The sequence below is a fragment of the Streptomyces adustus genome (assembly GCF_009377175.1).
Classification (GTDB): Bacteria; Actinomycetota; Actinomycetes; order Streptomycetales; family Streptomycetaceae; genus Streptomyces; species Streptomyces adustus.
Map to the genome: position 1 here is coordinate 1 of NZ_VJZD01000063.1, position 24,430 is coordinate 24,430.

General features: G+C 71.6%; 20 protein-coding genes. 9 read left to right on the forward strand and 11 right to left on the reverse strand.

The window, feature by feature from the left end; all coding sequences use genetic code 11:
• The 3 genes from FNH09_RS17775 to FNH09_RS17785 form a co-directional block, all read left to right on the forward strand.
• The coding region (locus FNH09_RS17775; RefSeq protein WP_152889006.1) for a glycoside hydrolase family 6 protein at nt 1-1,292 on the forward strand (1,292 nt) is incomplete at its 5' end.
• Between the two features lie 152 nt (nt 1,293-1,444).
• Entirely contained in the window at nt 1,445-2,335 is an 891-nt protein-coding gene (locus FNH09_RS17780; protein WP_152889008.1) for a class I SAM-dependent methyltransferase, read from the forward strand.
• A 122-nt stretch (nt 2,336-2,457) separates the two neighbouring features.
• Complete coding sequence (locus tag FNH09_RS17785) at nt 2,458-3,159, forward strand: SDR family oxidoreductase (RefSeq protein ID WP_152889010.1); 702 nt, start codon at nt 2,458-2,460, stop codon at nt 3,157-3,159.
• 18 nt (nt 3,160-3,177) lie between these two features.
• On the opposite strand, the gene FNH09_RS17790 is transcribed toward FNH09_RS17785, so the two are convergent.
• From FNH09_RS17790 to FNH09_RS17800, 3 genes are all read right to left on the reverse strand, one after another.
• Entirely contained in the window at nt 3,178-4,014 is an 837-nt protein-coding gene (locus tag FNH09_RS17790; protein WP_162468733.1) for an aldo/keto reductase, read from the reverse strand.
• 108 nt (nt 4,015-4,122) lie between these two features.
• Nucleotides 4,123-5,949, reverse strand: a complete 1,827-nt coding sequence (locus tag FNH09_RS17795) for an AMP-dependent synthetase/ligase (protein ID WP_152889014.1) — start codon at nt 5,947-5,949, stop codon at nt 4,123-4,125.
• 439 nt (nt 5,950-6,388) lie between these two features.
• Complete coding sequence (locus FNH09_RS17800; protein WP_162468734.1) at nt 6,389-7,300, reverse strand: LysR substrate-binding domain-containing protein; 912 nt, start codon at nt 7,298-7,300, stop codon at nt 6,389-6,391.
• A gap of 169 nt (nt 7,301-7,469) precedes the next feature.
• Between FNH09_RS17800 and FNH09_RS17805 the strand changes: the two genes are divergently transcribed.
• Complete coding sequence (locus FNH09_RS17805; RefSeq protein WP_202919688.1) at nt 7,470-8,480, forward strand: bile acid:sodium symporter family protein; 1,011 nt, start codon at nt 7,470-7,472, stop codon at nt 8,478-8,480.
• 137 nt (nt 8,481-8,617) lie between these two features.
• On the opposite strand, the gene FNH09_RS17810 is transcribed toward FNH09_RS17805, so the two are convergent.
• The gene (locus FNH09_RS17810) at nt 8,618-10,501 is read right to left on the reverse strand and encodes a sialidase family protein (RefSeq protein WP_152889018.1); all 1,884 of its coding nucleotides are present in this window, start codon (nt 10,499-10,501) and stop codon (nt 8,618-8,620) included.
• A 309-nt stretch (nt 10,502-10,810) separates the two neighbouring features.
• Between FNH09_RS17810 and FNH09_RS17815 the strand changes: the two genes are divergently transcribed.
• Nucleotides 10,811-11,251 (forward strand): MarR family winged helix-turn-helix transcriptional regulator, encoded by a 441-nt coding sequence (locus FNH09_RS17815; RefSeq protein WP_152889020.1) that lies wholly within the window; start codon nt 10,811-10,813, stop codon nt 11,249-11,251.
• A 114-nt stretch (nt 11,252-11,365) separates the two neighbouring features.
• Here FNH09_RS17815 and fdhD read toward each other — a convergent pair whose 3' ends face one another.
• Genes fdhD through FNH09_RS17840 form a run of 5 tightly spaced genes read right to left on the reverse strand, consistent with a single transcriptional unit; the run spans nt 11,366 to nt 17,805 of the window.
• Complete coding sequence (fdhD, locus tag FNH09_RS17820) at nt 11,366-12,214, reverse strand: formate dehydrogenase accessory sulfurtransferase FdhD (protein ID WP_152889023.1); 849 nt, start codon at nt 12,212-12,214, stop codon at nt 11,366-11,368.
• Between the two features lie 7 nt (nt 12,215-12,221).
• Nucleotides 12,222-13,082, reverse strand: a complete 861-nt coding sequence (locus FNH09_RS17825) for a 2Fe-2S iron-sulfur cluster-binding protein (RefSeq protein ID WP_152889025.1) — start codon at nt 13,080-13,082, stop codon at nt 12,222-12,224.
• Nucleotides 13,079-14,914, reverse strand: coding sequence for an NADH-ubiquinone oxidoreductase-F iron-sulfur binding region domain-containing protein (locus FNH09_RS17830; RefSeq protein WP_162468735.1), 1,836 nt, complete (start codon nt 14,912-14,914; stop codon nt 13,079-13,081). The genes FNH09_RS17825 and FNH09_RS17830 overlap by 4 nt, the downstream gene beginning before the upstream one ends.
• A 9-nt stretch (nt 14,915-14,923) precedes the next feature.
• Nucleotides 14,924-16,837, reverse strand: a complete 1,914-nt coding sequence (locus FNH09_RS17835) for a molybdopterin oxidoreductase family protein (protein ID WP_152889027.1) — start codon at nt 16,835-16,837, stop codon at nt 14,924-14,926.
• The gene (locus FNH09_RS17840) at nt 16,834-17,805 is read right to left on the reverse strand and encodes a 2-dehydropantoate 2-reductase (protein ID WP_162468736.1); all 972 of its coding nucleotides are present in this window, start codon (nt 17,803-17,805) and stop codon (nt 16,834-16,836) included. Before FNH09_RS17840 ends, FNH09_RS17835 begins: the two co-directional genes overlap by 4 nt.
• Nucleotides 17,806-18,027: 222 nt before the next feature.
• Between FNH09_RS17840 and FNH09_RS17845 the strand changes: the two genes are divergently transcribed.
• The 4 genes from FNH09_RS17845 (at nt 18,028) to FNH09_RS17855 (ending at nt 21,527) form a co-directional block, all read left to right on the forward strand.
• Complete coding sequence (locus tag FNH09_RS17845; RefSeq protein WP_152889029.1) at nt 18,028-19,398, forward strand: OFA family MFS transporter; 1,371 nt, start codon at nt 18,028-18,030, stop codon at nt 19,396-19,398.
• A complete protein-coding gene (locus FNH09_RS47665) occupies nt 19,364-19,501 on the forward strand; it encodes an MFS transporter small subunit (protein WP_202919685.1) in 138 nt (45 codons plus the stop codon). The genes FNH09_RS17845 and FNH09_RS47665 overlap by 35 nt, the downstream gene beginning before the upstream one ends.
• A gap of 164 nt (nt 19,502-19,665) precedes the next feature.
• Complete coding sequence (locus FNH09_RS17850) at nt 19,666-20,613, forward strand: beta-ketoacyl-ACP synthase III (protein WP_152889031.1); 948 nt, start codon at nt 19,666-19,668, stop codon at nt 20,611-20,613.
• A gap of 236 nt (nt 20,614-20,849) precedes the next feature.
• Nucleotides 20,850-21,527: a GntR family transcriptional regulator gene (locus FNH09_RS17855; protein WP_152889033.1), complete on the forward strand. Its 678-nt coding sequence runs from the start codon at nt 20,850-20,852 to the stop codon at nt 21,525-21,527.
• A gap of 88 nt (nt 21,528-21,615) precedes the next feature.
• Here the strand turns inward: FNH09_RS17855 and FNH09_RS17860 are convergent, their stop codons facing one another.
• Both FNH09_RS17860 and FNH09_RS17865 read right to left on the reverse strand, forming a co-directional pair.
• Nucleotides 21,616-23,010: an OFA family MFS transporter gene (locus FNH09_RS17860; protein ID WP_152889035.1), complete on the reverse strand. Its 1,395-nt coding sequence runs from the start codon at nt 23,008-23,010 to the stop codon at nt 21,616-21,618.
• 1 nt (nt 23,011) lies between these two features.
• Entirely contained in the window at nt 23,012-24,400 is a 1,389-nt protein-coding gene (locus FNH09_RS17865; RefSeq protein ID WP_152889037.1) for an OFA family MFS transporter, read from the reverse strand.
• Between the last annotated feature and the right edge of the window lie 30 nt (nt 24,401-24,430).

Below are 24,430 nucleotides of genomic sequence, written 5' to 3' on the forward strand. Positions count from 1 at the left end.
CGACCGGAGGCGGCGGGGGCGGCGGGGGCACCGATCCGTCCGGCAAGGTCGACAACCCCTACGTCGGCGCCAAGGTGTACGTGAACCCCGAGTGGTCGGCGAAGGCCGCGGCGGAGACCGGCGGCAGCCGGATCTCCAACCAGCCCACCGGCGTCTGGCTGGACCGCATCGCCGCCATCGCGGGCACCGGCGGGAGCATGGGTCTGCGGGCCCACCTCGACGCCGCGCTCGCCCAGAAGGGCACCGGCGAGGAGGTCGTCCAGCTGGTCATCTACGACCTGCCCGGACGTGACTGCGCGGCCCTGGCCTCCAACGGCGAACTCGGCCCGACGGAGATCGACAAGTACAAGACGCAGTTCATCGACCCGATCGCGGCGATCCTGGCCGACTCGAAGTACGCCTCGCTGCGGATCGTCACCACCATCGAGATCGACTCGCTGCCCAACCTCGTCACCAACACCGGCAGCCGGGCCACCGCCACGGCCGCCTGCGACACCATGCTCGCCAACGGCAACTACGTGAAGGGCGTCGGCTACGCGCTGAACAAGCTCGGCGCGATCCCCAACGTCTACAACTACATCGACGCCGGCCACCACGGCTGGCTCGGCTGGGACGACAACTTCGCGCCGTCCGCCCAGCTCTTCTACCAGGCCGCCAACGCCGAGGGTGCCACCGTCGCCGACGTGCACGGCTTCATCACCAACACGGCCAACTACAGCGCCCTGAAGGAGAACAACTTCACCATCAACGACACCGTCAACGGCACCTCCGTGCGCCAGTCGAAGTGGGTCGACTGGAACCGGTACGTGGACGAGCTGTCGTACGCGCAGGCGTTCCGCACCCAGTTGGTCTCGGTGGGCTTCAACTCCGGTATCGGCATGCTGATCGACACCTCCAGGAACGGCTGGGGCGGCACCGCCCGGCCCGCCGGACCCGGCGCCACGACCAGCGTGGACACCTACGTCGACGGTGGCCGCTACGACCGCCGCATCCACATCGGCAACTGGTGCAACCAGTCCGGTGCCGGTCTCGGAGAGCGGCCGAAGGCGGCCCCGGCGGCCGGGATCGACGCGTACGTGTGGATGAAGCCGCCGGGTGAGTCCGACGGCTCCAGCAGCGCCATCGCGAACGACGAGGGCAAGGGCTTCGACCGGATGTGCGACCCGACCTACACGGGCAACGCCCGCAACGGCAACAGCATGTCGGGTGCCCTGCCGAACGCGCCGCTGTCCGGGCACTGGTTCTCCGCCCAGTTCCAGCAGCTGATGCAGAACGCCTACCCGGCGCTGTAGAGCACTGACGCGCTCCGCCGGGGCCGACCCCCTCCAGGGGCCGGCCCCGGTGGCGGTTTCCCGCCCCTGCCGGTGCCGTCCCGGCGACGGAGGTGGCCGTCGCGCGGTGTGTCGGAGCACGCCGACGGCAACCGGACGAGAGGCTGACCTCCATGGCGCATCACCACCATCACCACGGTCACGGCGAGGACGCACCCGGCTCCGACGTGGACTGGGCCGAGATGGCCGAACCGCTGGAGGCCCAGGCGGAACTGTTCGCGCCGCTGTACACCCAGGTCCTGACCTGGCTCGGGGAACAGGTGGCCGAGCCCGCTCTGATCGTCGACGCGGGCAGCGGGCCCGGAGTCGTCTCCTGCCGCCTCGCCCGGACGTTCCCGGGCGCGCGGGTGCTCGCCGTGGACGCAGCCGCCCCGCTGCTGGAGCGGGCCGGGCAGCGCGCGGCCGGACTCGGTCTCGCCGACCGCTTCGGCACCCTGGCCGGTGAACTCCCGTCCGTACTGGCCGAGTCGGACGGACCCGTCGACCTGCTGTGGGCGGCCCGCAGCCTGCACCACATCGGCGACCAGGGCGCCGCCCTCATCGCCTTCGCCGACCGGCTGGCACCGGGCGGCACGCTGGCGCTGATGGAGGGCGGGCTGCCCGCCCGCTACCTGCCGCGTGACCTGGGCCTTGGCCGCCCCGGACTCCAGTCGCGGCTGGACGGGGCGCAGGCGGCGTGGTTCGCTCGGATGCGCGCCGGTCTGCCGGGGTCCGTCGCCGGGTGCGAGGACTGGCCCGCGCTGCTGGCCGCCGCGGGCCTGAAGCACACCGGCACCCGTACCTTCCTGCTGGACCTGCCCGCGCCCGCGTCCGAGCAGGCACGCGCCTATGTGGCCACGTCCCTGTCCTGGCTGCGCGAGGCCTGCGCCGAGGAGATCGACACCGAGGACCTGACCGTCCTCGACCGGCTGCTCGACCCGGACGACGAGGCGGGCGTGCACCGCCGGCCGGACGTGTTCGTACTGGCGGCGCACACCGTGTACACGGCGGTGCGGCCCGCGTAGCGACACCTGCGGAGCTCGGCGGGGCGGTCGCCGCGCGCCGTCGGTGGCGGCCGCCCTTGACTTCGAGAGCGCTTCAAGTGATGGACTCCCCGTCGTTCACCGAGACGTAGGGGGTAACGACCATGACCGACTCTGCGGTCACGCTCATCACCGGAGGCGGCAGCGGCATCGGCGCCGCGGTCGCGCGGCGGCTGCTGGACGACGGGCAGCGGGTGGCCGTCACCGGCCGCGGCGAACGGCGGCTGACCGCGTTCGCCGAGGAACTGGGCCGCCCCGAGGGCTTGTTGACCCTGGTCGGGGACGCGGCGGACTACGCGCAGATCCAGGGGGCCGTCGAGACCACGGTCAAGACCTGGGGCCGGCTGGACACCGTCGTCGCCAACGCCGGCATCGCCACCCACGACGCGGTCGCGGACGGCGACCCCGCCGGCTGGGCCGAGATGGTCCTCACCAATGTGCTGGGGCCCGCCCTGCTGATCAGGGCCTCGATCGACGCGCTGAAGGAGACCCGGGGCCGGATCGTGCTGATCGGCAGCGTCGCCGGGTTCGTGCCCACGCCGGGCAACCTCTACGGCGCGACGAAGTGGGCGGTGACCGGCCTCGCGGAGAACACCCGGCGGCAGGTCACGGAGTTCGGCGTCGGCGTGACCCTGGTCGCGCCCGGCCGGGTGGAGACCCCGTTCTGGGACGGCAACGGCTCGCTGCCGCCCGGGAACCTGCTCACCGCCGACCAGATCGCCGACTCGGTCGTCTGGGCCGTCCGGCAGCCGCACGGGGTCGATGTGAACACCGTCGTCGTACGGCCGCTCGGACAGCCCAACTGACTTGACCCACGGGCCAGGTCAGCCGATGTCGAAGACCGCCGGGTCGGGACCGATCCGGCGGTCCTCGTTCAGCGCGCTGATCGCCGCGAGGTCCTCGGTGTCCAGGCTGAAGTCGAACACGTCGATGTTCTCCTTGATCCGGGACGGCGTCACGGACTTCGGGATCACGACGTTGCCGAGCTGGAGGTGCCAGCGCAGCACGACCTGGGCCGGGGTGCGGTTGTGCTTCTGGGCGATGGCGACGATCGCCGGGACCTCCAGCAGCCCCTTGCCCTGGCCCAGCGGCGACCAGGCCTCGGTGGCGATGCCCTGCTGCGCGTGGAACTCGCGCGGCGCGTGCTGCTGGAGATAGGGGTGCAGTTCGATCTGGTTGACCGCGGGGATGACCGAGGTCTCCGAGATCAGCCGCTCCAGGTACTCCGGCAGGAAGTTGGAGACGCCGATGGCCCGCACCCGGCCGTCCGAGTAGAGCTTCTCGAGCGCCTTGTAGGTGTCGACGTACGTGTCCCGGGACGGCAGCGGCCAGTGGATGAGGTACAGGTCGAGGTAGTCCAGCCCCAGCTTGCCCAGGGAGGTGTCGAACGCGCGCAGCGTCGCGTCGTACCCCTGGTCGCTGTTCCAGAGCTTGGTGGTGACGAAGACGTCCTCGCGGGGGATGCCGGCCGCCGCGATGGCCTTGCCGGTGCCCTCTTCGTTGCCGTAGATCGCCGCTGTGTCGATGCTGCGGTACCCGGCCTCCAGCGCGATGGCGACCGCCTGCTCCGCCTCGGCGTCCGGCACCTGCCAGACCCCGAAGCCCAGCTGGGGCATCTCGACGCCGTTGTTGAGGATGATCGGGGGGACCTTGCTGCTCACGAGCTCTTGATCCTTCGGTTGTCCGTCAAGTGGTACTCCCATCGTCAACGATCACGGGCCGTGATGCATTCCTGACGAGGGAATCCGTCCGAACCGCCGGGGAACGGCTCAGGCGTGGTAAAGGGCCTCGACCTCTTCGGCGTAGGCCTTCTCGATCGCCTTGCGCTTCAGCTTCAGCGACGGGGTGAGCAGTCCGTGCTCCTCGGTGAACGGCTGGGCCAGGATCCGGAAGGTGCGGATCGACTCGGCCTGCGAGACGAGGGTGTTCGCCGCGACCACCGCCCGCCGCACCTCGGTCTCCAGGGCCGTGTCGCGCACCAGCTCGGCCGGGGACGGCAGCGCTCTGCCGCTCATCTGGAGCCAGTGCTCCACGGCCTCCTCGTCGAGGGTGACCAGGGCCGCGATGTAGGGGCGGTCGTTGCCGACGACGATGCACTGGTTGACCAGCGGGTGGTCGCGGACGCGTTCCTCCAGCACCCCGGGGGAGACGCTCTTGCCGCCCGAGGTCACCAGGATCTCCTTCTTGCGCCCGGTGATGGTGAGGTAGCCGTCCTCGTCCAGGGAGCCCAGGTCGCCGGTGGCCAGCCAGCCGTCGTGCAGGGACTCGTCGGTGGCCTTGGGATTGTTGAGGTAGCCCTGGAAGACGTTGGCGCCGTTCAGCCAGATCTCGCCGTCGTCCGCGATGTGCACGGTCACGCCCGGGACGGCCTGGCCGACGGTGCCGTACCGGGTCTGCTCGGGCGGGTTGGCGGTCGCGGCGGCGGTCGACTCGGTGAGCCCGTAGCCCTCGTAGATCTGCACCCCCGCGCCCGCGAAGAACAGGCCGAGGCGCCGGTCCATCGCGGAACCGCCCGACATCGCGTTGCGGATGCGGCCGCCCATCGCGGCGCGCACCTTGGCGTAGACGACCTTGTCGAAGAACTGGTGCTGCACGCGCAGCGCCGCCGACGGGCCGGGCCCCAGGCCCCAGGCCTTGTTCTCCAGAGCCTCGGCGTACTTCACCGCCACCTCGACGGCCTTCTCGAACGGGCCGGCCTTGCCGTCCTTCTCCGCCTTGCGGCGGGCCGCGTTGAACACCTTCTCGAAGATGTACGGCACGGCGAGGATGAAGGTCGGCCGGAAGGCGGCCAGGTCGGGCAGCAGCGCGGACGCATGGAGCTGCGGCTGGTGGCCGAAACGGACCCGGCCGCGGATCGCGGCGATCTCCACCATCCGGCCGAAGACGTGCGCGAGCGGCAGGAACAGCAGGGTCGCCGCCTCGTCGCCCCTCTTGGAGTGGAACACCGGCTCCCAGCGGGCGATCACCGTGTCCGCCTCGAACATGAAGTTGCCGTGCGAGAGGACGCAGCCCTTGGGGCGGCCCGTGGTGCCCGAGGTGTAGATGACGGTGGCGGTCGACTCGGGGGTGACCGCCTCCCGGTGCCGGTGCACCACCTCGTCGTCGATATGGGCGCCGGCCTCGTACAGCTCCGGTACGCAGCCGTCGTCGAGCTGCCACAGCCGGCGCAGCCGCGGCAGTCGGTCGATGACGGTGGCGATCGTCATCGCGTGGTCCTCGTGCTCCACGATCGCCGCCGCCACCTCGGCGTCGTACAGCATCCAGAAGCACTGCTCGGCCGAGGAGGTCGGGTAGATCGGCACGACCTCGGCGCCGATCGACCACAGCGCGAAGTCGAGCTGGGTCCACTCGTAGCGGGTGCGGGACATGATGGCGACCCGGTCGCCGAAGCGGACGCCCTCGGCCAGCAGTCCCTTGGCGAGGGCGAGCACCTCGTCGCGGAACTCCGCGGAGGTCACGTCCTGCCACTGGCCCTGCTCGTCCTTGCGGCCGAGCGCGATGTGCAGAGGGTCTTCCTCGGCATACCGGTATACGACGTCGGCCAGGCCGCCGACCGGCGGTGCCGACGCCGACGGAGGGTTGGTGAACTCGCGCAAACCCCGCTCCCCGCTCTAGCCCCGCACAGCGCCGTGAAAGCTACCCCACCGAACGCCAGGTCGGGAGGGGGTGGGAAGCCGGACGAAGGCGGTCTCCGGCTGTCCCGGGGGAGGATAAAAGAGTCGATAGCGGGTAGGACCGGACACAAACCTGACGGTTGAGTAAGTTTCGCGACCGTAATCTCCACTGAATCTGTACGACGTTGAACGACCCTCGGGGAGCCCGCCGGGCCCGGTGCCGGAGGTGGCGGCGTCGTTTGTGGTGCCCGGCCCCACGGGGGTTGCGGTCCGGGCCCGGCTGCGGGTGTCGCAGGCGGATGCGGCGGTGCCGGAGACGGCTGAGCAGCCACGGTCCTGGCGGCAGGACTCACTCCCGCTCAGTCCTTAGGAACGGTCCGGCACGTGGAGACGACGCCGTTCCTGCGCCGGGTCGAGCAGCTCACGTATCCGCCGCCGTCGCGCCGGGACGGGGCTCGCCCGGCCCGCGCCAGCGGCGGTGCAGCCGGTCCCCGCCGCCGAGGACCGCCGCGGCCAGCGCGTCCGCCGCGCCCTGCGCCGCCGTCCGCCGCCGGCCGTGCACCAGGACGAACTCGACGCGGCCCAGTTCCGGCAGGCCCGCCCGCTCCGGCACCGGCACCAGGCCCGGCGGGATCAGCCCCCGCGAGTGCGCCATCACGCCCAGCCCCGCCCGGGCCGCCGCGATCAGCCCGTTGAGGCTGCCGCTGGTGCACGCGACGCGCCAGGCCCGCCCCTGACGCTGAAGTGCCTCGAAGGCGAGGGCCCGGGTGATCCCCGGCGGCGGGTAGACGATCAGCGGCACCGGACGGTCGGGGTCCAGGCGCAGCCGCTGCGCGCCGATCCACACCAGTTCGTCGCGCCACACCAGCTCGCCGCGCGGGTCCCCCGGGCGCCGCTTGGCCAGCACCAGGTCGAGCTTCCCGGCGGTCAGCTGCTCGTGCAGCGTGCCGGACAGCTCCACGGTCAGTTCCAGGTCGACCTCCGGATGGTCGTGCCGAAAGCCCTCCAGGATCTCCGGGAGCCGGGTCAGCACGAAGTCCTCCGACGCGCCGAAGCGCAGCCGGCCGCGCAGCCGGGTGCCGGCGAAGAACGTCGTCGCCTGCTCGTGCACCTCCAGGATCCGGCGCGCGAAGCCGAGCATCGCCTCACCGTCCTCCGTCAGCTCCACCGAGTGGGTGTCCCGGGTGAACAGCGTCCGGCCGGTGGCGTCCTCCAGCCGCCGTACGTGCTGGCTGACGGTCGACTGGCGCAGCCCGAGCCGCCCGGCGGCCTGCGTGAAACTCAGCGTCTGCGCCACCGCGAGGAAGGTACGCAGTTGAGAGGGGTCGTACACACCCGCCACCGTACCCGGCTATCACGGCACGCGATGACAGTCAGAGTGGTATGACGGATTCCCGATCACGGAGCGGAAGAGGACGATGGAGGGGGGTCTCCTGAGCGGCCCCGGACCGCAACGCACGAGCAAGTGGAGCACCGTGAAACGCCTGCGCCGGCCGAGTCGGATGCCGATCGACCCGTACATCCTGCTGCTGCTCGGGACGGTGGGCCTCGCCGCGCTCCTGCCCGCGCGCGGAGCGGCCGCCGAGGTCGCCTCCGGTGCCTCCACGGCCGCGATCGCCTTCCTCTTCTTCCTCTACGGGGCCCGGCTGTCCACCCGCGAGGCGCTCGAAGGGCTGCGGCACTGGCGCCTGCACGGCACCGTCCTGCTCTGCACCTTCGTGGCCTTCCCGCTGCTGGGCCTGGCCGCCCGCGGACTCGTCCCGGTGCTGCTGACCCACTCGCTCTACCAGGGACTGCTGTTCCTCACCCTGGTCCCCTCCACCATCCAGTCGTCGATCGCCTTCACCTCGATGGCCCGCGGCAACGTGCCCGCCGCGATCTGCGCGGGTTCCTTCTCCTCGCTCGCGGGCATCGTCCTCACCCCGCTGCTCGCGGCCGCGCTGCTCGGCGGCAGCGGCGGCGGGTTCTCCGCCGACTCCCTCGTCAAGATCGTGCTCCAGCTGCTGGTGCCGTTCCTCGCCGGGCAGCTGCTGCGCCCCGTGATCGGCGGGTTCGTCCTCCGGCACCGCAAGGCGCTCGGCTACGTGGACCGCGGATCCATCCTCCTCGTCGTCTACACCGCGTTCAGCGAGGGCATGGTCCAGGGCATCTGGCACCAGGTCAGCCCGGTCCGGCTCGGCGGGCTGCTGCTGGTCGAGGCCGTCCTGCTCGCCGTGATGCTCGCGCTGACCTGGTACGGCACGAAGGCGCTGCGCTTCGGCCGCGAGGACCGCATCGCCATCCAGTTCGCCGGGTCGAAGAAGTCCCTGGCCTCCGGGCTGCCGATGGCGAGCGTGCTGTTCGGCGCGCACGCCTCGCTCGCGGTGCTGCCGCTGATGCTCTTCCACCAGATGCAGCTGATGGTGTGCGCGGTGATCGCCAAGCGCCGGGCGCACGACCCGGAACCGGCCGACGCCGCCGCGCCCGCCGCCCCGGCGCGGACCGGCACCGTCACGGCGACCCGCGCGCGCTGACCCGCTCGCGCCGGGGCCCGCTCGCGCCGGGGCCCGCTCGCGCCGGGGCCCGCTCGCGCCGGGGCCCGCGCGCGCCGGGGCCCGCCGTGCTCCCGCGGTCCGTCGCGCCCACCGCGGCCCCGCACCGTCCGCCGTGCTCAGCCGGCCTCCCGCACCCGGTCCAACGGCAGCCACAGCACGGTGTGCGCCAGGTCGGTGGTCGGGGTGTCCGCGGACGCGGCGTCGGCGATCTCCGCGTCGCTCAGCGCACGGTCCCGGACCCGGACGTCGTCGAGCGCGCCGGTGAAGAACTCCCGGCCGTCCATGCGCTGGCCGAGGTGCACGCCGAACGGCGAGTTCCGGCTCACCGAACCGGTCACGTCGGCCACGGCCGACTGTGCGTCGTCGACGAAGAGCGTCAGCCGGCCGCCGCCGCGGCGCAGCGTCACCCGGTGCCAGCGGCCGTCGTCGAAGGCGCCGGTGACGCTCACGGCCGCGGACCGTACGGCCATCGCCCCGTCCCGCACGGTGATCAGGGCGCGCACCCGGTCGCTCGCGGGCTCCGCGCGCAGCCAGACCTGCGGCTGGGTGGTCCCCACGCCCCCCATCCACAGCAGCGGCTGCTCACCGGTGGCGGCGGTGGAGCGGAACCACAGGGAGGCGGTGAAGTCCTTCGTGCCGAGCGGGAGCCGGTCGCTGTAGGGCAGCCGTACGCCGTCGTCGGCGCCGTCGAACGACAGCGCGCCGCCGCGCATCCCGTCGCTCACCCGGGCGCCGCCGAGCACGGTCGCGGGTGCGGCGCCCGGGGCGAGGTCGATGGTGGTCGGGTCCGGGCCGCGGCGCGGCACGAGCCAGTCCTCGGTGAAGCGGGCGAAGCGGATCTCGTCGCGGGCGTCGACGGCGCCGCCCTCGTACAGCAGGCCGACGGTGTCCCGGTCGACCCGGGTGAGATCGGAGTAGCCGGAGAAGTCCGTGGTGACGGTGGTGCCGCGGTCCAGGCTGTCCCAGGTGCGGCCACCGTCCCAGGAGGAGCGGATCATCATCCCGCGGCGGCGGTCGGGGTCGCCGGGGCAGGCCAGCAGCAGGCGCAGGCCCAGCCGGAGGGTCGAGCACTGCACCTGGGGCGCGTAGAGGTCGGGCAGGTCGTGGAACGGGGCGGTGAAGCTGTCGCCTCCGTCGCGGCTGACCGCCTGGGTGCGGTGGCCGAGATCGGTGCCGTCCTGCTCCCGGCCGCTGACCAGCACGGCACCGTCGATCAGCTCGGTGAGGGTCAGTTCTGAGGGCTTCTGGCGGAAGGTGCCGTCCTCGGCGACCGGCCAGGAGTCGACGGCGCCGGGGCGCCAGTGCTCGCCGCCGTCGTCGCTGACGACGAGTGCCGCGTGGTCGGCGGTGACCCGGCTGCCGTTCCAGGTCTCGGTGTTGACGCCGAGGACGAGCCGGCCGGCGTGCCGGCCGCGGGTGAGCTGGATGCCGTGCACCGGGCCGGTCGCGTACCAGGAGTTCCAGTTCGCGGGCAGGATCTCGGAGCTCAGGTCGCGCGGCGCGGACCAGGTCAGACCGTCGTCGTCGCTGTACTGGAGATGCGGGGTGCGGTCGCAGGGGACGGCGCAGCCGGCGCTGTCCGTACGTCCGGTGTTGTAGGTCTCCGCCAGCAGGATGCGGCCGGTCTCGCGGTCCACGATCGGCGCGGGATTGCCGTGGGTGTCGCCGCCGCCCTCGTTGACGACCTGGAGCGGGCCCCAGGTGCGCCCGCCGTCGGTGGAGCGCTTGAGCACGATGTCTATGTCGGCCGCGTCACCGCAGTTGAGGACCCGTCCTTCGGCGAACGCCAGCAGTGTGCCGTCCGTGGTGGTGACGATCGCCGGGATCCGGAAGCAGGCGTACCCGGGGTCCTGGGACGCCTTGAACAGCACCTGCTGCCCGAACTCCGGGTCGGCCGCCGCCGGCCGGGCGTGCGCGGGGCCCGGCAGCCCGAGCAGCGCGACGGTGGTCGACGCCGTGACGAGGGTGGATCTCAGGCGGGTACGAAGACTTGACGGCATGGTGCGACCTGCCCTTCGTGCGTCTCGACATCCGGCGGTCCGGACGTCCGAAGGTCTGGACATCTGGAGGTCCGGACGACCGGAGGTCCGGACGACCGGAGGTCTGGACATCCCATGTCCAAGGGGCGTGCAGCAGACGTTAGTTGGGGCCTTCGGGGCCCGACAAGGAGCGTGCGTCAGGGGATCGGGGCGACTTTTGTACGTATTCGGCCACCGGATATCGTTGGGGTCCCCAATGATATCGTTGGGAGCGCCAACGGTATCGTCGTATCATTGGGAAGTCCAATGAATCGTGGCTAGGCTGCGTTCATGTCCGAAGCCCCGATCCCCGTGATCCGCGCCCTGCCCAGCTGGATCCTCGGCCGCGCCGCCGCCCGCGGCCGGGCGCTGGTCGCCGAGGCGCTCGCGGCCGAGGGCGTGAAGATGTGGCACCACGTGGTGCTGTCGGCCGTCCGGGACCTCGCCCCGGTCGCCCAGGCGGACCTGGGCCGCGGTGTCGGACTCGACCCCAAGGACCTGGTGGGCGTCCTCAACGACCTCCAGGCGCAGGGCCTGATCGTCCGCGAGCCGGATCCGAGGGACCGCCGCAAGAACGCCGTGTCGCTCACCCCGCGGGGTGAGGAGCTGCTGCTGCGCTGCGAGGACGCGGCACGGGCGGCGAACGAGGTACTGCTCGCGCCCCTTCCACCGGCCGAACGCGACCGGTTCACCGCCCTGCTGGTCCGCGTGGCCGACGGCCCGGACGAGTGATGACGGCACGACGGTGAGGTGACCGGGGCCGAGCCGGTCCGAGGCGGGGCCCCTGCGGCGCAGGGGGCGCTCCCCGCCGGCCGGGGCCCCGCCGCCGTGCCGCGGGGAGCCGGGTCAGCCCTGGGCGGCCGCGGCCCGCAGGGCGATCCGGTCCTCGCCCGCGTACACGTTCATGGAGCTGCCCCGCAGGAAACCCACCAGGGTCAGGCCGGTCTCCGCGGCCAGGTCCACCGCCAGCGACGACGGCGCCGAGACCGCCGCCAGCATCGGTATCCCCGCCATCACCGCCTTCTGCGCCAGCTCGAAGGAGGCCCGGCCCGAGACCAGCAGTATCGAACGCGACAACGGCAGATCACCGCTCTGGAGGGCGCGGCCGACCAGCTTGTCGACGGCGTTGTGCCGACCCACGTCCTCGCGGATGTCGACCAGCTCCCCGTCCTCGGTGAACAGGGCCGCCGCGTGCAGACCCCCGGTCCGGTCGAACACCCGCTGGGCCGCGCGCAGCCGGTCGGGGAGGCTCGCGAGCAGACCGGGGTCCACCCGGACCGGGGGAGTGTCGGCGATCGGGAAACGGGCCGTCGTACGCACCGCGTCCAGGCTCGCCTTGCCGCACAGCCCGCACGACGACGTCGTGTAGACGTTGCGCTCCAGGGTGATGTCGGGCAGGACCACCTCCGGCGCCGTCCGCACGTCCACCACGTTGTAGGTGTTGGAACCGTCGGCCGTGGCCCCCGCGCAGTACACGATGTTCTGGAGGTCGGACGCGGCGGCCAGCACGCCCTCGCTCACCAGGAACCCCGCGGCCAGCGCGAAGTCGTCCCCCGGTGTGCGCATGGTGATGGCCAGCGGCCTGCCGTTGAGCCTGATCTCCAGCGGTTCCTCGGCGACGAGCGTGTCGGGCCGGCTGGAGACCACCCCGTCCCGGATACGGATCACCTTGCGTCGTTCCGTGACTCGTCCCATGTCCTGATCAGCCCCGGTTCTGTACGTGCTGGTAGCCGAAACGGCCCTTGATGCAGAGGTTGCCGTGGGTCACCGGGTTGTCGTGCGGCGAGGTGACCTTGACGATCTCATTGTCCTGCACGTGCAGGGTCAGGTTGCAGCCCACACCGCAGTACGCGCACACCGTCGTCGTCGCGGTCTGCGCCGACTCGTCCCAGGTACCCGCCGCCCGCATGTCGAACTCGGACTTGAAGGACAGGGCCCCCGTGGGGCACACCTCGATGCAGTTGCCGCAGTACACACAGGCGGAGTCGGTGAGCGGCGCGTCGTGCTCGACCGCGATCCGGGCGTCGAATCCGCGGCCGGAGACAGAGATGGCGAAAGTGTTCTGCCACTGGTCGCCGCAGGCGTCCACGCACTTGTAGCACAGGATGCACTTGTCGTAGTCGCGCACGTACAGCTCGTTGTCGACCCTCGGTTCCTCGCCCAGCCGGGCCGCGTCGGGGCCGAAGCGGTCCGGCCGCGCCCCGTAGTCCTCGATCCACTCGGCCGCCCGCGGGGTCGTCGACAGGTCGACCGAGGAGGCGAGCAGCTCCAGGACGATCTTCCGGCTGTGCCGGGCGCGCTCGCTGTCGGTGCGCACCTCCATCCCCGGCTCCGCCTTGCGCGAGCAGGCCGGCACCAGGGTGCGCGAGCCGGCCACCTCCACGACGCAGACCCGGCAGGCGTTCTTCGGGGTGAGGGTGTCGCCCTGGCAGAGCGTCGGCACGTCCTTCCCGGCCGCCCGGCAGGCGTCCAGCAGGGTCGAGCCCTCGGGCGCCCGCACCGGCTCCCCGTCGAGGGTGAACTCCAGCAGCCGGCGGGGGATCCCCAGCGGTGTCACGGTCATTCGTACGCCCCCAGACGGTCGATGGCGGATTCCACGGCGTTCCACGCGGTCTGTCCCAGACCGCAGATCGAGGCGTCCCGCATGGCCCGGCCGACCTCCCGCAGCAGCGCGATGTCACCGGCGGCGGCCGCGCCTGTGCGCTCGGCGATCCGGTGCAGGGCCTCCTGCTGGCGCACGGTCCCGACCCGGCACGGCACGCACTGCCCGCACGACTCGTCGCGGAAGAACTCCGCGATCCGCAGCAGCAGGCGCGGCAGCGGGACCGTGTCGTCGAAGGCCATCACGACCCCCGAGCCGAGCGTCGTGCCCGCCTGACGGGTGCCCTCGAAGGTGAGCGGGAGGTCCAGCTCGTCCGGCCGTACGAAACCACCGGCCGCACCGCCGAGCAGCACCGCCCGCAGCCCCGCGCGCACCCCCGCCAGGGCGAGCAGCTCGCCGAGGGTGGCGCCGAAGGGCAGTTCGTAGACGCCCGGGCGCGCCACGCTGCCCGACACGCAGAACAGCTTCGGCCCGGTGGAGCCCCCGGTGCCGATCGCCGCGTAGGCCTGCGCGCCCAGGTTCAGGATCGGCAGTACGTTGACCAGCGTCTCGACGTTGTTCTCGACCGTCGGCCGGCCGAACAGACCCTGCTCCACGGGGAACGGCGGTTTGGAGCGCGGCTCGCCCCGGTAGCCCTCGATCGAGTTGAACAGCGCGGTCTCCTCGCCGCAGATGTACGCGCCCGCGCCCCGCCGGATCTCGATGTCGAAGGCGAAGCCCTGGCCGAGGATGTCGTCGCCGAGCAGACCGCGGGCGCGAGCCCGGTCGACGGCGTGCCGCACCCGGCGCAGCGCCCGCGGATACTCGCCGCGCAGGTACAGATACCCCCGCTCGGCGCCGACCGCGTACGCCGCGACGGTCATCGCCTCCACGAGCGCGTACGGGTCGCCCTCCATGAGCACCCGGTCCTTGAAGGTGCCCGGCTCGGATTCGTCCGCGTTGCACACCAGGTAGTGCGGACGGGCGGGCTGGGACGCCGTGGCCTGCCACTTGCGGCCGGTGGGGAAGGCGGCGCCGCCGCGCCCGACCAGGCCGGATTCGGTGACCTCGCGGATGACCGCGGCGGGCCCGATCGCGAAGGCCCGGCGCAGGGCCGAGTAGCCGCCGTGCGCGCGGTAGTCGTCCAGGTCGGTGGGGTCCACCACGCCGACCCGGCGCAGCAGCGTCAGCGCCGCGTTCCCGGCCTCGCCCCCGGCCTGGGGGACGGCCGCCGCCACCGGCGCCTCCTCGGGGGCCGCGTCCGGCGCGCTCGCCGCGAGGACGGCACTTTCGACCGTCGCCGGCGCCGACACCGCGGTGCGCACCGGATCCCCCGCCCGCACCGCGAGCACCGCCGGAGCCCGTTCGCACAGACCCAGACAGGGGCTGCGCTCGACGCCCACCCCGCTGCCCGGACCCAGCCCGGCCTCGACGCCCGCGCACAGCTCCGACGCCCCGGCGCCCGCGCACGCCAGGTCCGTGCACACCTGGAGCACGGTCGCGGGCCGCGGCCGCACCGAGAACATCGCGTAGAAGGTGGCGACCCCGTACGCCTCCGCCGGCGGCACCGTCAGCCGCCGGCACAGATAGCCGAGGGCGCCCTCGCTGATCCAGCCGACCCGGTCGTTGATCGCGTGCAGCCCCGGCAGCAGCAGGTCACGGCGGTCCCGGGCGGTGCGGCCGCCGCGCGCCCACCTCAGGTCGCCGTCGGAGCGGTCCGCGCCCTCCCACGAGGACTCCGGAGGGCCGAGCAGGGCGTCGACGGCCGCCCGCTCCTCGTCCGTGGGTTTGCCGTCGCCGAAGTGCAGGTCCACCACGTCACCTCACTGGGTCGCAACCGGGAGCTTCTCGATCCGGATCGCCGACGCCTTGAACTCCGCCGTCCCCGCGATCGGGCAGTTCGCCTCGATCGTCAGCCGGTTGGTGTCCACCTCGTCGGGAAAGTGCATGGTCATGAAGGCCAGCCCGGGGCGCAGCGCGGGGTCGATCCACACCGGCGCGACGACCGCGCCGCGCCGCGAGGACACCTTGACCTCCTCGCCGACCACGACCCCGTGCCGCTCGGCGTCCTCCGGGCACAGCTCCACGTATTCGCCGCGCCGCAGCGGGGAGGCGAAGCCCCCGCTCTGCACACCGGTGTTGTACGAGTCGAGCCGCCGCCCGGTGGTCAGCCGGATCGGGTACTCCTCGTCGGTGAGGTCGACCGGCGGATCGTGCCGCACCAGCCCGAACGGGGCCGCCATCCCGCGCCTCGCCGGGTCCTTCTCCCACAACCGGCCGTGCAGATAAGTCGGTTCGAGCCGGTCGGTGCTGGGGCAGGGCCACTGGATGCCCTGGTGCTCGACGAGCCGGTCGTACGTCATCCCGTAGTGGTCCGGGGAGACCGAGCGCAGCTCGTTCCACACCGCCTCGGAGTCGGCGTACTTCCAGTCGTGGCCGAGCCGGACCGCCAGGTCGCAGAGGATGTCGATGTCCTCGCGGGCCTCGCCGGGCGGGGTGACGGCCCGGCGCACCCGCTGGACCCGCCGCTCGCTGTTGGTGGTCGTGCCCTCGGTCTCCGCCCAGCCCGCCGTGGCGGGCAGTACGACGTCCGCCAGCTCGGCCGTGCGGGTCAGGAAGATGTCCTGTACGACGAGGAAGTCCAGGGCGCGCAGCCGCCGTTCGGCCTGCTCGCTGTCGGCCTCCGACTGGGCGGGGTTCTCGCCGATGCAGTAGACCGCCTTGAGCGTGCCCTCCTCCATCGCCTCGAACATCTCGGTGAGGTTCAGCCCGTAGTGCGGCTGGATCACCGTGTTCCAGGCCGACTCGAACTTCAGTCGGGTGTCCGGGTCGAGGATGTCCTGGAAGCCGGGCAGGCGGTTGGGGATGGCGCCCATGTCGCCGCCGCCCTGCACGTTGTTCTGGCCGCGCAGCGGCTGCAACCCGGCTCCCCAGCGGCCGACCTGACCGGTGATCAGGGAGAGGTTGATCAGGGCGCGGACGTTGTCGGTGCCGTTGTGGTGCTCGGTGATGCCGAGGGTCCAGCACAGCTGGGCGCGCTCGGCGCGGGCGTAGGCGTGCGCCAACTCCCTTATTGCGGCGGCCGGTACGCCCGTCACTTTCTCCGCAAGCGACAGCGTCCAGGGCTCGACGAGCGCCTTGTACTCCTCGAAGCCGGTCGTCGCCCGCTCGATGAACGCCTCGTTGGCCAGCCCCGCGTGGATGATCTCCCGGCCGATCGCGTGCGCCATCGGGATGTCCGTGCCGACGTTCAGCCCGAGCCAGCTCTCCGCCCACTCGGCGGTGGAGGTGCGGCGCGGGTCGACGGTGTACATCCGGGCGCCGTTGCGGATCCCCTTCAGCACGTGCTGGAAGAAGATCGGGTGCGCGAAGCGGGCGTTGGAGCCCCACATCACGATGACGTCGGTGTGCTCGATCTCCTCGTACGAGGACGTGCCGCCGCCGGAGCCGAAGGCGGCCGACAGGCCCGCCACGCTCGGGGCGTGACAGGTGCGGTTGCAGGAGTCGACGTTGTTGGTGCCCATGACGACCCGGGCGAACTTCTGGGCCACGTAGTTCATCTCGTTGGTCGCGCGGGCGCAGGAGAACATCCCGAACGCGTCGCGGTTGCGGTCCAGGCCGCGGGCCGTCCGGTCCAGGGCCTCCTCCCAGCTCGCCTGCCGGAAGGGCGCGTCACGGGAGTCCCGGACCAGGGGGTGGGTCAGCCGGGTGTAGGTCTTCTGCTGCCGTTTCCTCATGCGGCGCTCCTCAGCGCGAGCAGGTCCGAGATGGCGTGCACGGTGCGCAAGGTGGGCACCGGCACGCCGGTGATCTCCGCCAGCTCGACGACGGCGGCGAGCAGCACGTCGAGCTCCAGCGGTTTGCCGCGCTCCAGGTCCTGGAGCGTGGAGGTGCGGTGGTCGCCGACGCGTTCCGCGCCCGCGAGCCGGCGTTCGATGGAGACGCCGACCTCGCAGCCGAGCGCGCGGGCGACCGAGAGCGTCTCGCGCATCATCGTCTCGATGACCTCGCGGGTGCCGCCGTGCCGGCACATCTGCCGCATGGTGGCGCGGGCGAGCGCGCTGATCGGGTTGAAGGAGATGTTGCCGAGCAGCTTGAGCCAGATGTCGTTGCGCAGGTCCGGCTCGACCGGGCACTTCAGCCCGCCCGCCCGCATGGTCTCGGAGAAGGCCAGACAGCGTGCCGAGACGCTCCGGTCCGGCTCGCCGATCGAGAACCGGGTGCCTTCCAGATGCCGTACGACACCGGGGGCTTCGAGCTCGGTCGCCGCGTAGACCACGCAGCCGACGGCCCGTTCGGGCGCGAGCACCGCACTGACCGCGCCTGCCGGGTCCACGCTCTCGACGCGGTGGCCGTCGTAGCGGCCGCCGTGCCGGTGGAAGTACCACCAGGGGATCCCGTTCTGGGCGGCCACGACCGCCGTGGTGCCGTGCAGCAGCGGCTCGATCAGCGGCCCGCACGCCGCGTACGAGTTGGCCTTGAGGCCGAGGAAGACGTAGTCGGCCGGGCCGACTTCGGCCGGGTCGTCGGTGGCGTGCGTGCGGGCGGTGAAGTCGCCGCGCGGGCTGAGCACTTGGACGCCGTGCCGCCTCATGGCCGCCAGATGCGGTCCACGGGCGATGAGGTGCACGTCGGCGCCGGCGCGGTGGAGCGCGGCACCGACGTAGGCGCCGATCGCACCGGCGCCGAGGACTGCGACTTTCACTTCGGAACGCTCCGTTCGGTCGAGGGAGTACCGCGGAGGTGGGGAAGACGTCGACGCCGCACACTATGTCGACGAAATATTGTCTACAGTATGGAGGATGCCTCGACAAGGGGTCGCGTCGTGCTCTGTCCCGACCGCTCGGCGCAGCCTGGATACCGTTCACCGCATACGGTCGACCCGACCGCTTCTCAACTCCCGTGCCCCTGCCTACCGTCCGGGATCATGAGTCCTCCCGTCGCGCCCGCTGGCTGGAGCCGCTGGCTGGTTCCGCCCGCCGCCCTCTCCGTGCATCTGTCCATCGGCCAGGCCTACGCCTGGAGCGTGTTCAAGCCGCCCCTCGAATCCGCGCTCGGCCTCAGCGGCACCCAGAGCGCCCTGCCCTTCCAGCTCGCCATCGTGATGCTCGGCCTGTCCGCCGCGTTCGGCGGCACCCTGGTGGAGCGCAGGGGGCCACGCTGGGCGATGACCGTGGCCCTGATCTGCTTCTCGTCCGGCTTCCTGATCTCCGCCCTCGGTGCGGCGAGCGAGCAGTACTGGCTGATCGTCCTCGGCTACGGCTTCGTCGGCGGGATCGGCCTCGGCATCGGCTACATCTCGCCCGTCTCCACCCTGATCAAGTGGTTCCCCGACCGCCCCGGCATGGCGACCGGCATCGCCATCATGGGCTTCGGCGGCGGCGCGCTCATCGCCTCGCCGTGGTCGGCGCAGATGCTGGAGTCGTTCGGCACCGACAGCTCCGGGATCGCGCTCGCGTTCCTCGTGCACGGGCTGTCGTACGCCGTGTTCATGCTGCTCGGCGTGCTGCTGGTGCGGGTGCCGCGCGGTACGGGGCAGGGCGCGGCGGCGCCCGGTGGCGGCGGGGCGCCGGCCGTGGCCGGGAGGGCCGGTGCCGTCGAGGGGGTGCAGGTGTCGGCGCGCAGCGCCGTGCGCACCCCGCAGTTCTGGTGCCTCTGGGTGATTCTGTGCATGAACGTCACGGCCGGGATCGGCATCCTGGAGAAGGCCGCCCCGATGATCACGGACTTCTTCGCCGACAGCTCCACCCCGGTGTCCGCGACGGCCGCCGCCGGCTTCGTCGCGCTGCTGTCGGCGGCCAACATGGCCGGCCGCATCGGCTGGTCGTCGACCTCCGACCTGATCGGGCGCAAGAACGTCTACCGCGTCTACCTCGGTGTCGGCGCCCTGATGTACGCCCTGATCGCGCTGCTGGGCGACACCTCGAAACCGCTGTTCGTCGGGTGCGCGCTGGTGATCCTCTCCTTCTACGGCGGCGGCTTCGCCACGATCCCCGCGTATCTCAAGGACCTGTTCGGCAGCCACCAGGTCGGCGCCGTGCACGGCCGGCTGCTCACCGCCTGGTCCACCGCCGGCGTCCTCGGTCCGCTGATCGTCAACTGGATCGCCGACCGCCAGGAGGAGGCCGGGAAGCACGGCTCCGCCCTGTACTCGCTCTCCTTCTTCATCATGATCGGGCTGCTCGCGATCGGGTTCGTGGCCAACGAACTCGTCCGGCCCGTCCACCCCCGCCACCACCTCCCCGTACCCGGAAAGGACGCCGATGTCCGACAGCGACAGCAGCCAGAGTCCGCCTGACCGGCGGGGGCTGATCGCCTTCGCCTGGCTCTGGGTGGGCGCGCCGCTCGCCTACGGGCTGTACGAACTCGTCCAGCGGGCCACACAGCTGTTCACCGGCTGACGCCACGGCGCGCGGGACCGGGTTGCCGGGGTTGCGGCGTTTACGGTCTGACGGAAGCCGACAACCCGGACGCGCGTTTCCTGTGGCATCACCTGTCCTCGTACCCGTGAGTCACTCATCAGACTGGTGGATCCCGCTACTCACGGCAACGAGGGGACCCTCCCATGCACGGCTCGCGCATCGCCGCCGTCGGCCATTACCAGCCCGCCAGGGTGCTCACCAACGAGGAACTGGCGGGCATGGTCGACACCAGTGACGAGTGGATCCGGTCCCGGGTGGGCATCCTGACCCGGCACATCGCGGGCCCCGACGAACCCGTCGACGAGCTGGCCGCGCAGGCCGCCGCCAAGGCGCTCGCGGCCGCCGGGCTGGCCCCCGGCGACATCGACCTGGTCCTGGTCGCCACGTCGACGGCCGTGGACCGCTCCCCGAACATGGCCGCCCGGGTCGCCGCCCGGCTGGGCATCCCCTCGCCCGCCGCGATGGACGTCAACGTGGTCTGCGCCGGTTTCACCCACGCCCTGGCCACCGCCGACCACACCGTCCGCGCGGGCGCCGCCACCCGCGCCCTGGTCATCGGCGCCGACAAGATGACCGAGGTCACCGACTGGACGGACCGCACGACCTGCGTGCTCGTCGGGGACGGGGCGGGGGCCGCCGTGGTCGAGGCGTGCGCCGAGGGCGAGGAGCCGGGGATCGCGCCCGTGCTGTGGGGGTCGGTGCCCGAGATGGGGCACGCCGTGCGCATCGAGGGACAGCCCGCGCGCTTCGCGCAGGAGGGCCAGAGCGTCTACCGGTGGGCGACCACCCAGCTGCCGCCGCTCGCCCGGCAGGCCTGCGAGCGGGCCGGACTCACCCCCGAGGACCTCGCGGCCGTCGTCCTGCACCAGGCGAACCTGCGCATCATCGAGCCGCTCGCGGGGAAGATCGGCGCGGTGAACGCCGTCGTGGCCCGGGACGTCCGCGAGTCCGGCAACACCTCCGCGGCGAGCATCCCGCTGGCCTTCTCCAAGCTGGTGGAACGCGGCGAGATCCGCACCGGGGACCCGGTCCTGCTGTTCGGCTTCGGCGGGAACCTCTCGTACGCCGGCCAGGTCGTGCGCTGCCCGTGAGCCGCCCGCGGCGGACGCCGTGACACGGCGCGGCGGCCTCGTACGGTCGCGTGGTGCGACTGCCTGATGCGACTGCGCGGTCCGACTACGTGCTGTGACGGCTCGGTGCGACAGCGGTGTGCGATGACGCCATCTCGCCGTCCCTTCGGGCGTCGAGCGCCGTAGACTGTAGACGAAAGCCAATCCAGGCCGGCGCTCCGACCGCTGTGCACGGCCCGCCGAGGAGGGGGACCGCGATGTTGTCGACAGGACTGCCGCAGGGGGCCGTGCCCAGGCTCGAACGCCCCGGTCCGCTGCGTGACCGCGTCTACGAGGCACTGCTCGAACTCATCACCACCCGGGCCCTCCAGCCCGGCCAGCACCTCGTCGAGAGCGAGCTCGCCGGGCACCTCGGGGTCTCCCGGCAGCCGGTGCGCGAGGCGCTGCAACGGCTCAACACCGAGGGCTGGGTCGATCTGCGCCCCGCGCAGGGCGCGTTCGTGCACGAGCCCACGGAGCAGGAGGCCGACCAACTCCTCACCGTGCGTACGCTGCTGGAGGCCGAGGCGGCCCGTCTCGCCGCGGCCAACGCCACCAGCGCGGGCATCGAGGCGCTGGAGGAGCTGTTGGCGCAGGGGCTCCAGGCCGTCGCCGACGACGACGTGGACGCCGCCGTGACCCTCAACGCCCGCTTCCACGCCAAGATCATGGAACTGGCGGGCAACGCGGTCCTCGCCGAACTCGCGGCCCAGGTCGACCGGCGGGTGCGCTGGTACTACACGCCCGTCGCCCGTCGACGCGGACAGCAGTCGTGGATCGAGCACCGGGACCTGATCGCGGCGATCACCGACCGCGACGAGCAGGAGGCCACCCGGCTGATGCGCGAACACACGGAACACACCAGGACCTCGTACCACGCCCGCACCAGGTCCTGAGGCCCGGCCGCGCGAGAGGTGGCCCTCCCCGGGAAACAGGGGCGAGCCACCTCGCGCCATGCGGTTCTCCGACGGCCGTACGCCGTCGTCAGCCCGCGGGCTGTGGTGCGGGCGGGGTGTTGTGGCCCGGCTGTCGCAGCAGCAGCGCGATCGCCGCCGCGACCATCGAGATCCCGCCGGCCAGCGCGTACGCGCCGTTGTAGCCCCAGGCCGCGACCACCATGGAGCCCAGGCCGCCGCCGAACAGGCCGCTGATGAGCTTCCCGCTGTACACCAGGCCGTAGTTGGTGGCGTTGTAGTTCTCGCCGAAGTAGTCCGGCGTCAGCGCCGCGAACATCGGGTAGAACGCGCCGCCGCCGAACCCGGACAGGAAGGCGAAGAACAGGAACAGCCACTCGCTCCTCAGGTTGCCCGCCAGGATCACGCCGAACTGGGCCAGGCCCAGCACGACGATGACGAACACCAGGGTCGACTTGCGGCCCCACCGGTCGGACAGCCAGCCGACGACCCCGCGTCCGACGCCGTTGATGACCGCCATCACGCCCATCGACGAGGCGGCGACCAGCGGGCCGAAGCCGACCTCCTTGGCGAAGTCGACCTGGAAGGAGATCCCGAAGATCGACACCCCGGCGGTCAGCACGATCGAGATCCACATCAGCGGGAGCATGCCGGACCTGACGGCCTCCTTGGGGGTGAACTGCCGTGCAGCCGGAGGGTTCTTGGACGTCCGTACCGCGTTCTCGCCGTCACCGGCGAGGGTCGGCGGGTCGATGTCGGCCGGCCACCAGTTCTTCGGCGGGTCCTTGAAGAGGAACGCGCACCCGAACACCACGATCATGATGTAACAGCCGATCAGGTCCAGCACCCGGTGGTAGTTCCCGGTATCGAACGCGTAGTTGAAGATGAAGATGAACGGCAGCGAACCGTACGCGAAGCCGCCGTTGACGAACCCCGTGCGCGCGCCCCGGCGTTCGGGGAACCACTTGCCGACCATGTTGATGCAGGTCGCGTAGACCAGCCCGGCGCCCATGCCGCCGACGACGCCGAAGCCCAGGATCGCCAGCAGGACGTTGCTCAGGTGGGACAGGGCCAGGAACCCCACGAGACACATGCCGGAGCCCAGGTGCATGGCCCGGCGCGCGGTCAGGATGCCCCGCTCGCGCAGCCAGCCCGCCGGGAAGGCGATGCCGGCCTGGAAGAACACCCAGACGCTCAGGATCCAGAAGGTGTTGCTCTGGGTCCAGCCGTGGGCGTGCGAGAGGGTGTCCTCCGCCGAGCCGTAGGCGTACTCGAAGACGCTGATGGCCATCATGGCGATCCACGGCAGATACACCATGAGCTTGCGGGAGTGGCCGAGGATGTCCCGGTCGGTCTCGCCGACCCGGTAGACGCGGCCGCGGGAGTCGGTCACCTCACGGTAGGGGCGGTGCGCGGCGCCGGGCTCGGCCGACGCGCTGTTCGTAGCGATGGGATCCGCAGTCATCTCACGCCATCTCCTCGCCGAGCGGTTGCGGGTTGGGGACGATGCTCCGGGCCTTGGGTCGGCCGGGAGCCTTCAGGAAGAGCGCCAGCACCGCGGAGGCCAGCCCGATCGAGCCCGCGAGGACGAACGCGCCGTGGTAGTCCCACGCGTCGACCACGATGGCGCCGACGCCCGAGCCGACGAGCCCGGAGATCAGCTTGGAGCTGTAGACCATCCCGTAGTTGGTGGCGTTGTTGTTCTCACCGAAGTAGTCGGCCGTCATGGCCGCGAACAGCGGGAAGATCGCCCCGCCGCCGAAGCCGGAGACCATGGAGCAGAACAGGAAGAACGGCATGCTGCCCAGCTGGCCGGAGACCAGCACGCCGAACTGCGCGGTGCCCAGCACGACACAGACGATGACCAGCGTGCTGCGGCGTCCGTAGCGGTCGGATATCCAGCCGATCACGCCCCGGCCGGTGCCGTTGACGATGGCCTTCAAGGACATCGCCGTGGCGACGATGCCGCCCGCGAAACCCATGTCCTTGCCGAACGGCACCTGGAAGGCGATGCCGAAGATGTTGATGCCGGCCGTGCACAGCAGACAGAACCACATCATCCACAGGACAGGGGTACGGGCCGCCTCCTTCGGGGTGTACTGCCGGACCGCCGGCGGGTTCTTCTCCAGCGCCCGGCGGATCTTCGGGTCGTCGGTCGCCCGCAGCGGGTCGACCGTGGCGGGCCACCAGTTCTTCGGCGGGTCCCGGAAGAACCAGCCGGCCGACGCCACCACCAGGCACAGCCCGACACCCACCAGCGCCAGCACGGTCTCGTAGTTGCCCAGGTCCATGTACGAGGTGAACAGGAAGACGAAGGGCACGGACCCGTACGCGAAACCGCCGTTGACGAAGCCCGTCTTGCCGCCCTTGCGCTCCGGATACCACTTGCCGACCATGTTCACGCAGGTCGCGTAGACCAGACCGGCGCCGATACCGCTGCACATGCCGAAGCCGAAGTAGGCGACGAGCACGTTCGGCGCGTACGCCAGCGACAGATAGCCGGTCATCGTGCCGACCGCGCCGATCAGCATCGCCGTACGCGCCGGGAGCCGGCCGCTCTCGCGCAGCTGCCCGGCCGGGAAGGCCACGGCGGCCTGGAAGAATATCCAGACGCCCATCAGCCAGAAGATGTGCCCGCTGCTCCACAGATGCGCCTCGTGGAGCGTGTCCTCCGCCGACGTGAACGCGTACTCGGCGGAGCTGATGCCCATCATGCCCACCCAGGGCAGGACGACCATCCATGTGCGCTTGCGGCCCATGATGTCGACATCGGTCTCGCCGATGCGGTACACGCGGCCGTTGCGGTCCGTCACCTCCCGATAGGGGACGGAGGCCGGGTAGTCGGTGGTTGTCATGTCACTCAGCACCCCTTGCGTCGAAAGCTC

Excerpts from the sequence above, each read along its gene's own strand:
- FNH09_RS17815 (WP_152889020.1), top strand. The coding sequence starts at position 10,811 with ATGTCCGAAGCCCCGATCCCCGTGATCCGCGCCCTGCCCAGCTGGATC.
- FNH09_RS17850 (WP_152889031.1), top strand. The coding sequence starts at position 19,666 with ATGCACGGCTCGCGCATCGCCGCCGTCGGCCATTACCAGCCCGCCAGG.
- FNH09_RS17785 (WP_152889010.1), top strand. The coding sequence starts at position 2,458 with ATGACCGACTCTGCGGTCACGCTCATCACCGGAGGCGGCAGCGGCATC.
- FNH09_RS17780 (WP_152889008.1), top strand. The coding sequence starts at position 1,445 with ATGGCGCATCACCACCATCACCACGGTCACGGCGAGGACGCACCCGGC.
- FNH09_RS17845 (WP_152889029.1), top strand. The coding sequence starts at position 18,028 with ATGAGTCCTCCCGTCGCGCCCGCTGGCTGGAGCCGCTGGCTGGTTCCG.
- FNH09_RS17855 (WP_152889033.1), top strand. The coding sequence starts at position 20,850 with ATGTTGTCGACAGGACTGCCGCAGGGGGCCGTGCCCAGGCTCGAACGC.
- FNH09_RS17825 (WP_152889025.1), bottom strand. The coding sequence starts at position 13,082 with ATGACCGTGACACCGCTGGGGATCCCCCGCCGGCTGCTGGAGTTCACC.
- fdhD (WP_152889023.1), bottom strand. The coding sequence starts at position 12,214 with ATGGGACGAGTCACGGAACGACGCAAGGTGATCCGTATCCGGGACGGG.
- FNH09_RS17805 (WP_202919688.1), top strand. The coding sequence starts at position 7,470 with ATGCCGATCGACCCGTACATCCTGCTGCTGCTCGGGACGGTGGGCCTC.
- FNH09_RS17860 (WP_152889035.1), bottom strand. The coding sequence starts at position 23,010 with ATGACTGCGGATCCCATCGCTACGAACAGCGCGTCGGCCGAGCCCGGC.
- FNH09_RS17835 (WP_152889027.1), bottom strand. The coding sequence starts at position 16,837 with ATGAGGAAACGGCAGCAGAAGACCTACACCCGGCTGACCCACCCCCTG.
- FNH09_RS17810 (WP_152889018.1), bottom strand. The coding sequence starts at position 10,501 with ATGCCGTCAAGTCTTCGTACCCGCCTGAGATCCACCCTCGTCACGGCG.
- FNH09_RS47665 (WP_202919685.1), top strand. The coding sequence starts at position 19,364 with ATGTCCGACAGCGACAGCAGCCAGAGTCCGCCTGACCGGCGGGGGCTG.
- FNH09_RS17865 (WP_152889037.1), bottom strand. The coding sequence starts at position 24,400 with ATGACAACCACCGACTACCCGGCCTCCGTCCCCTATCGGGAGGTGACG.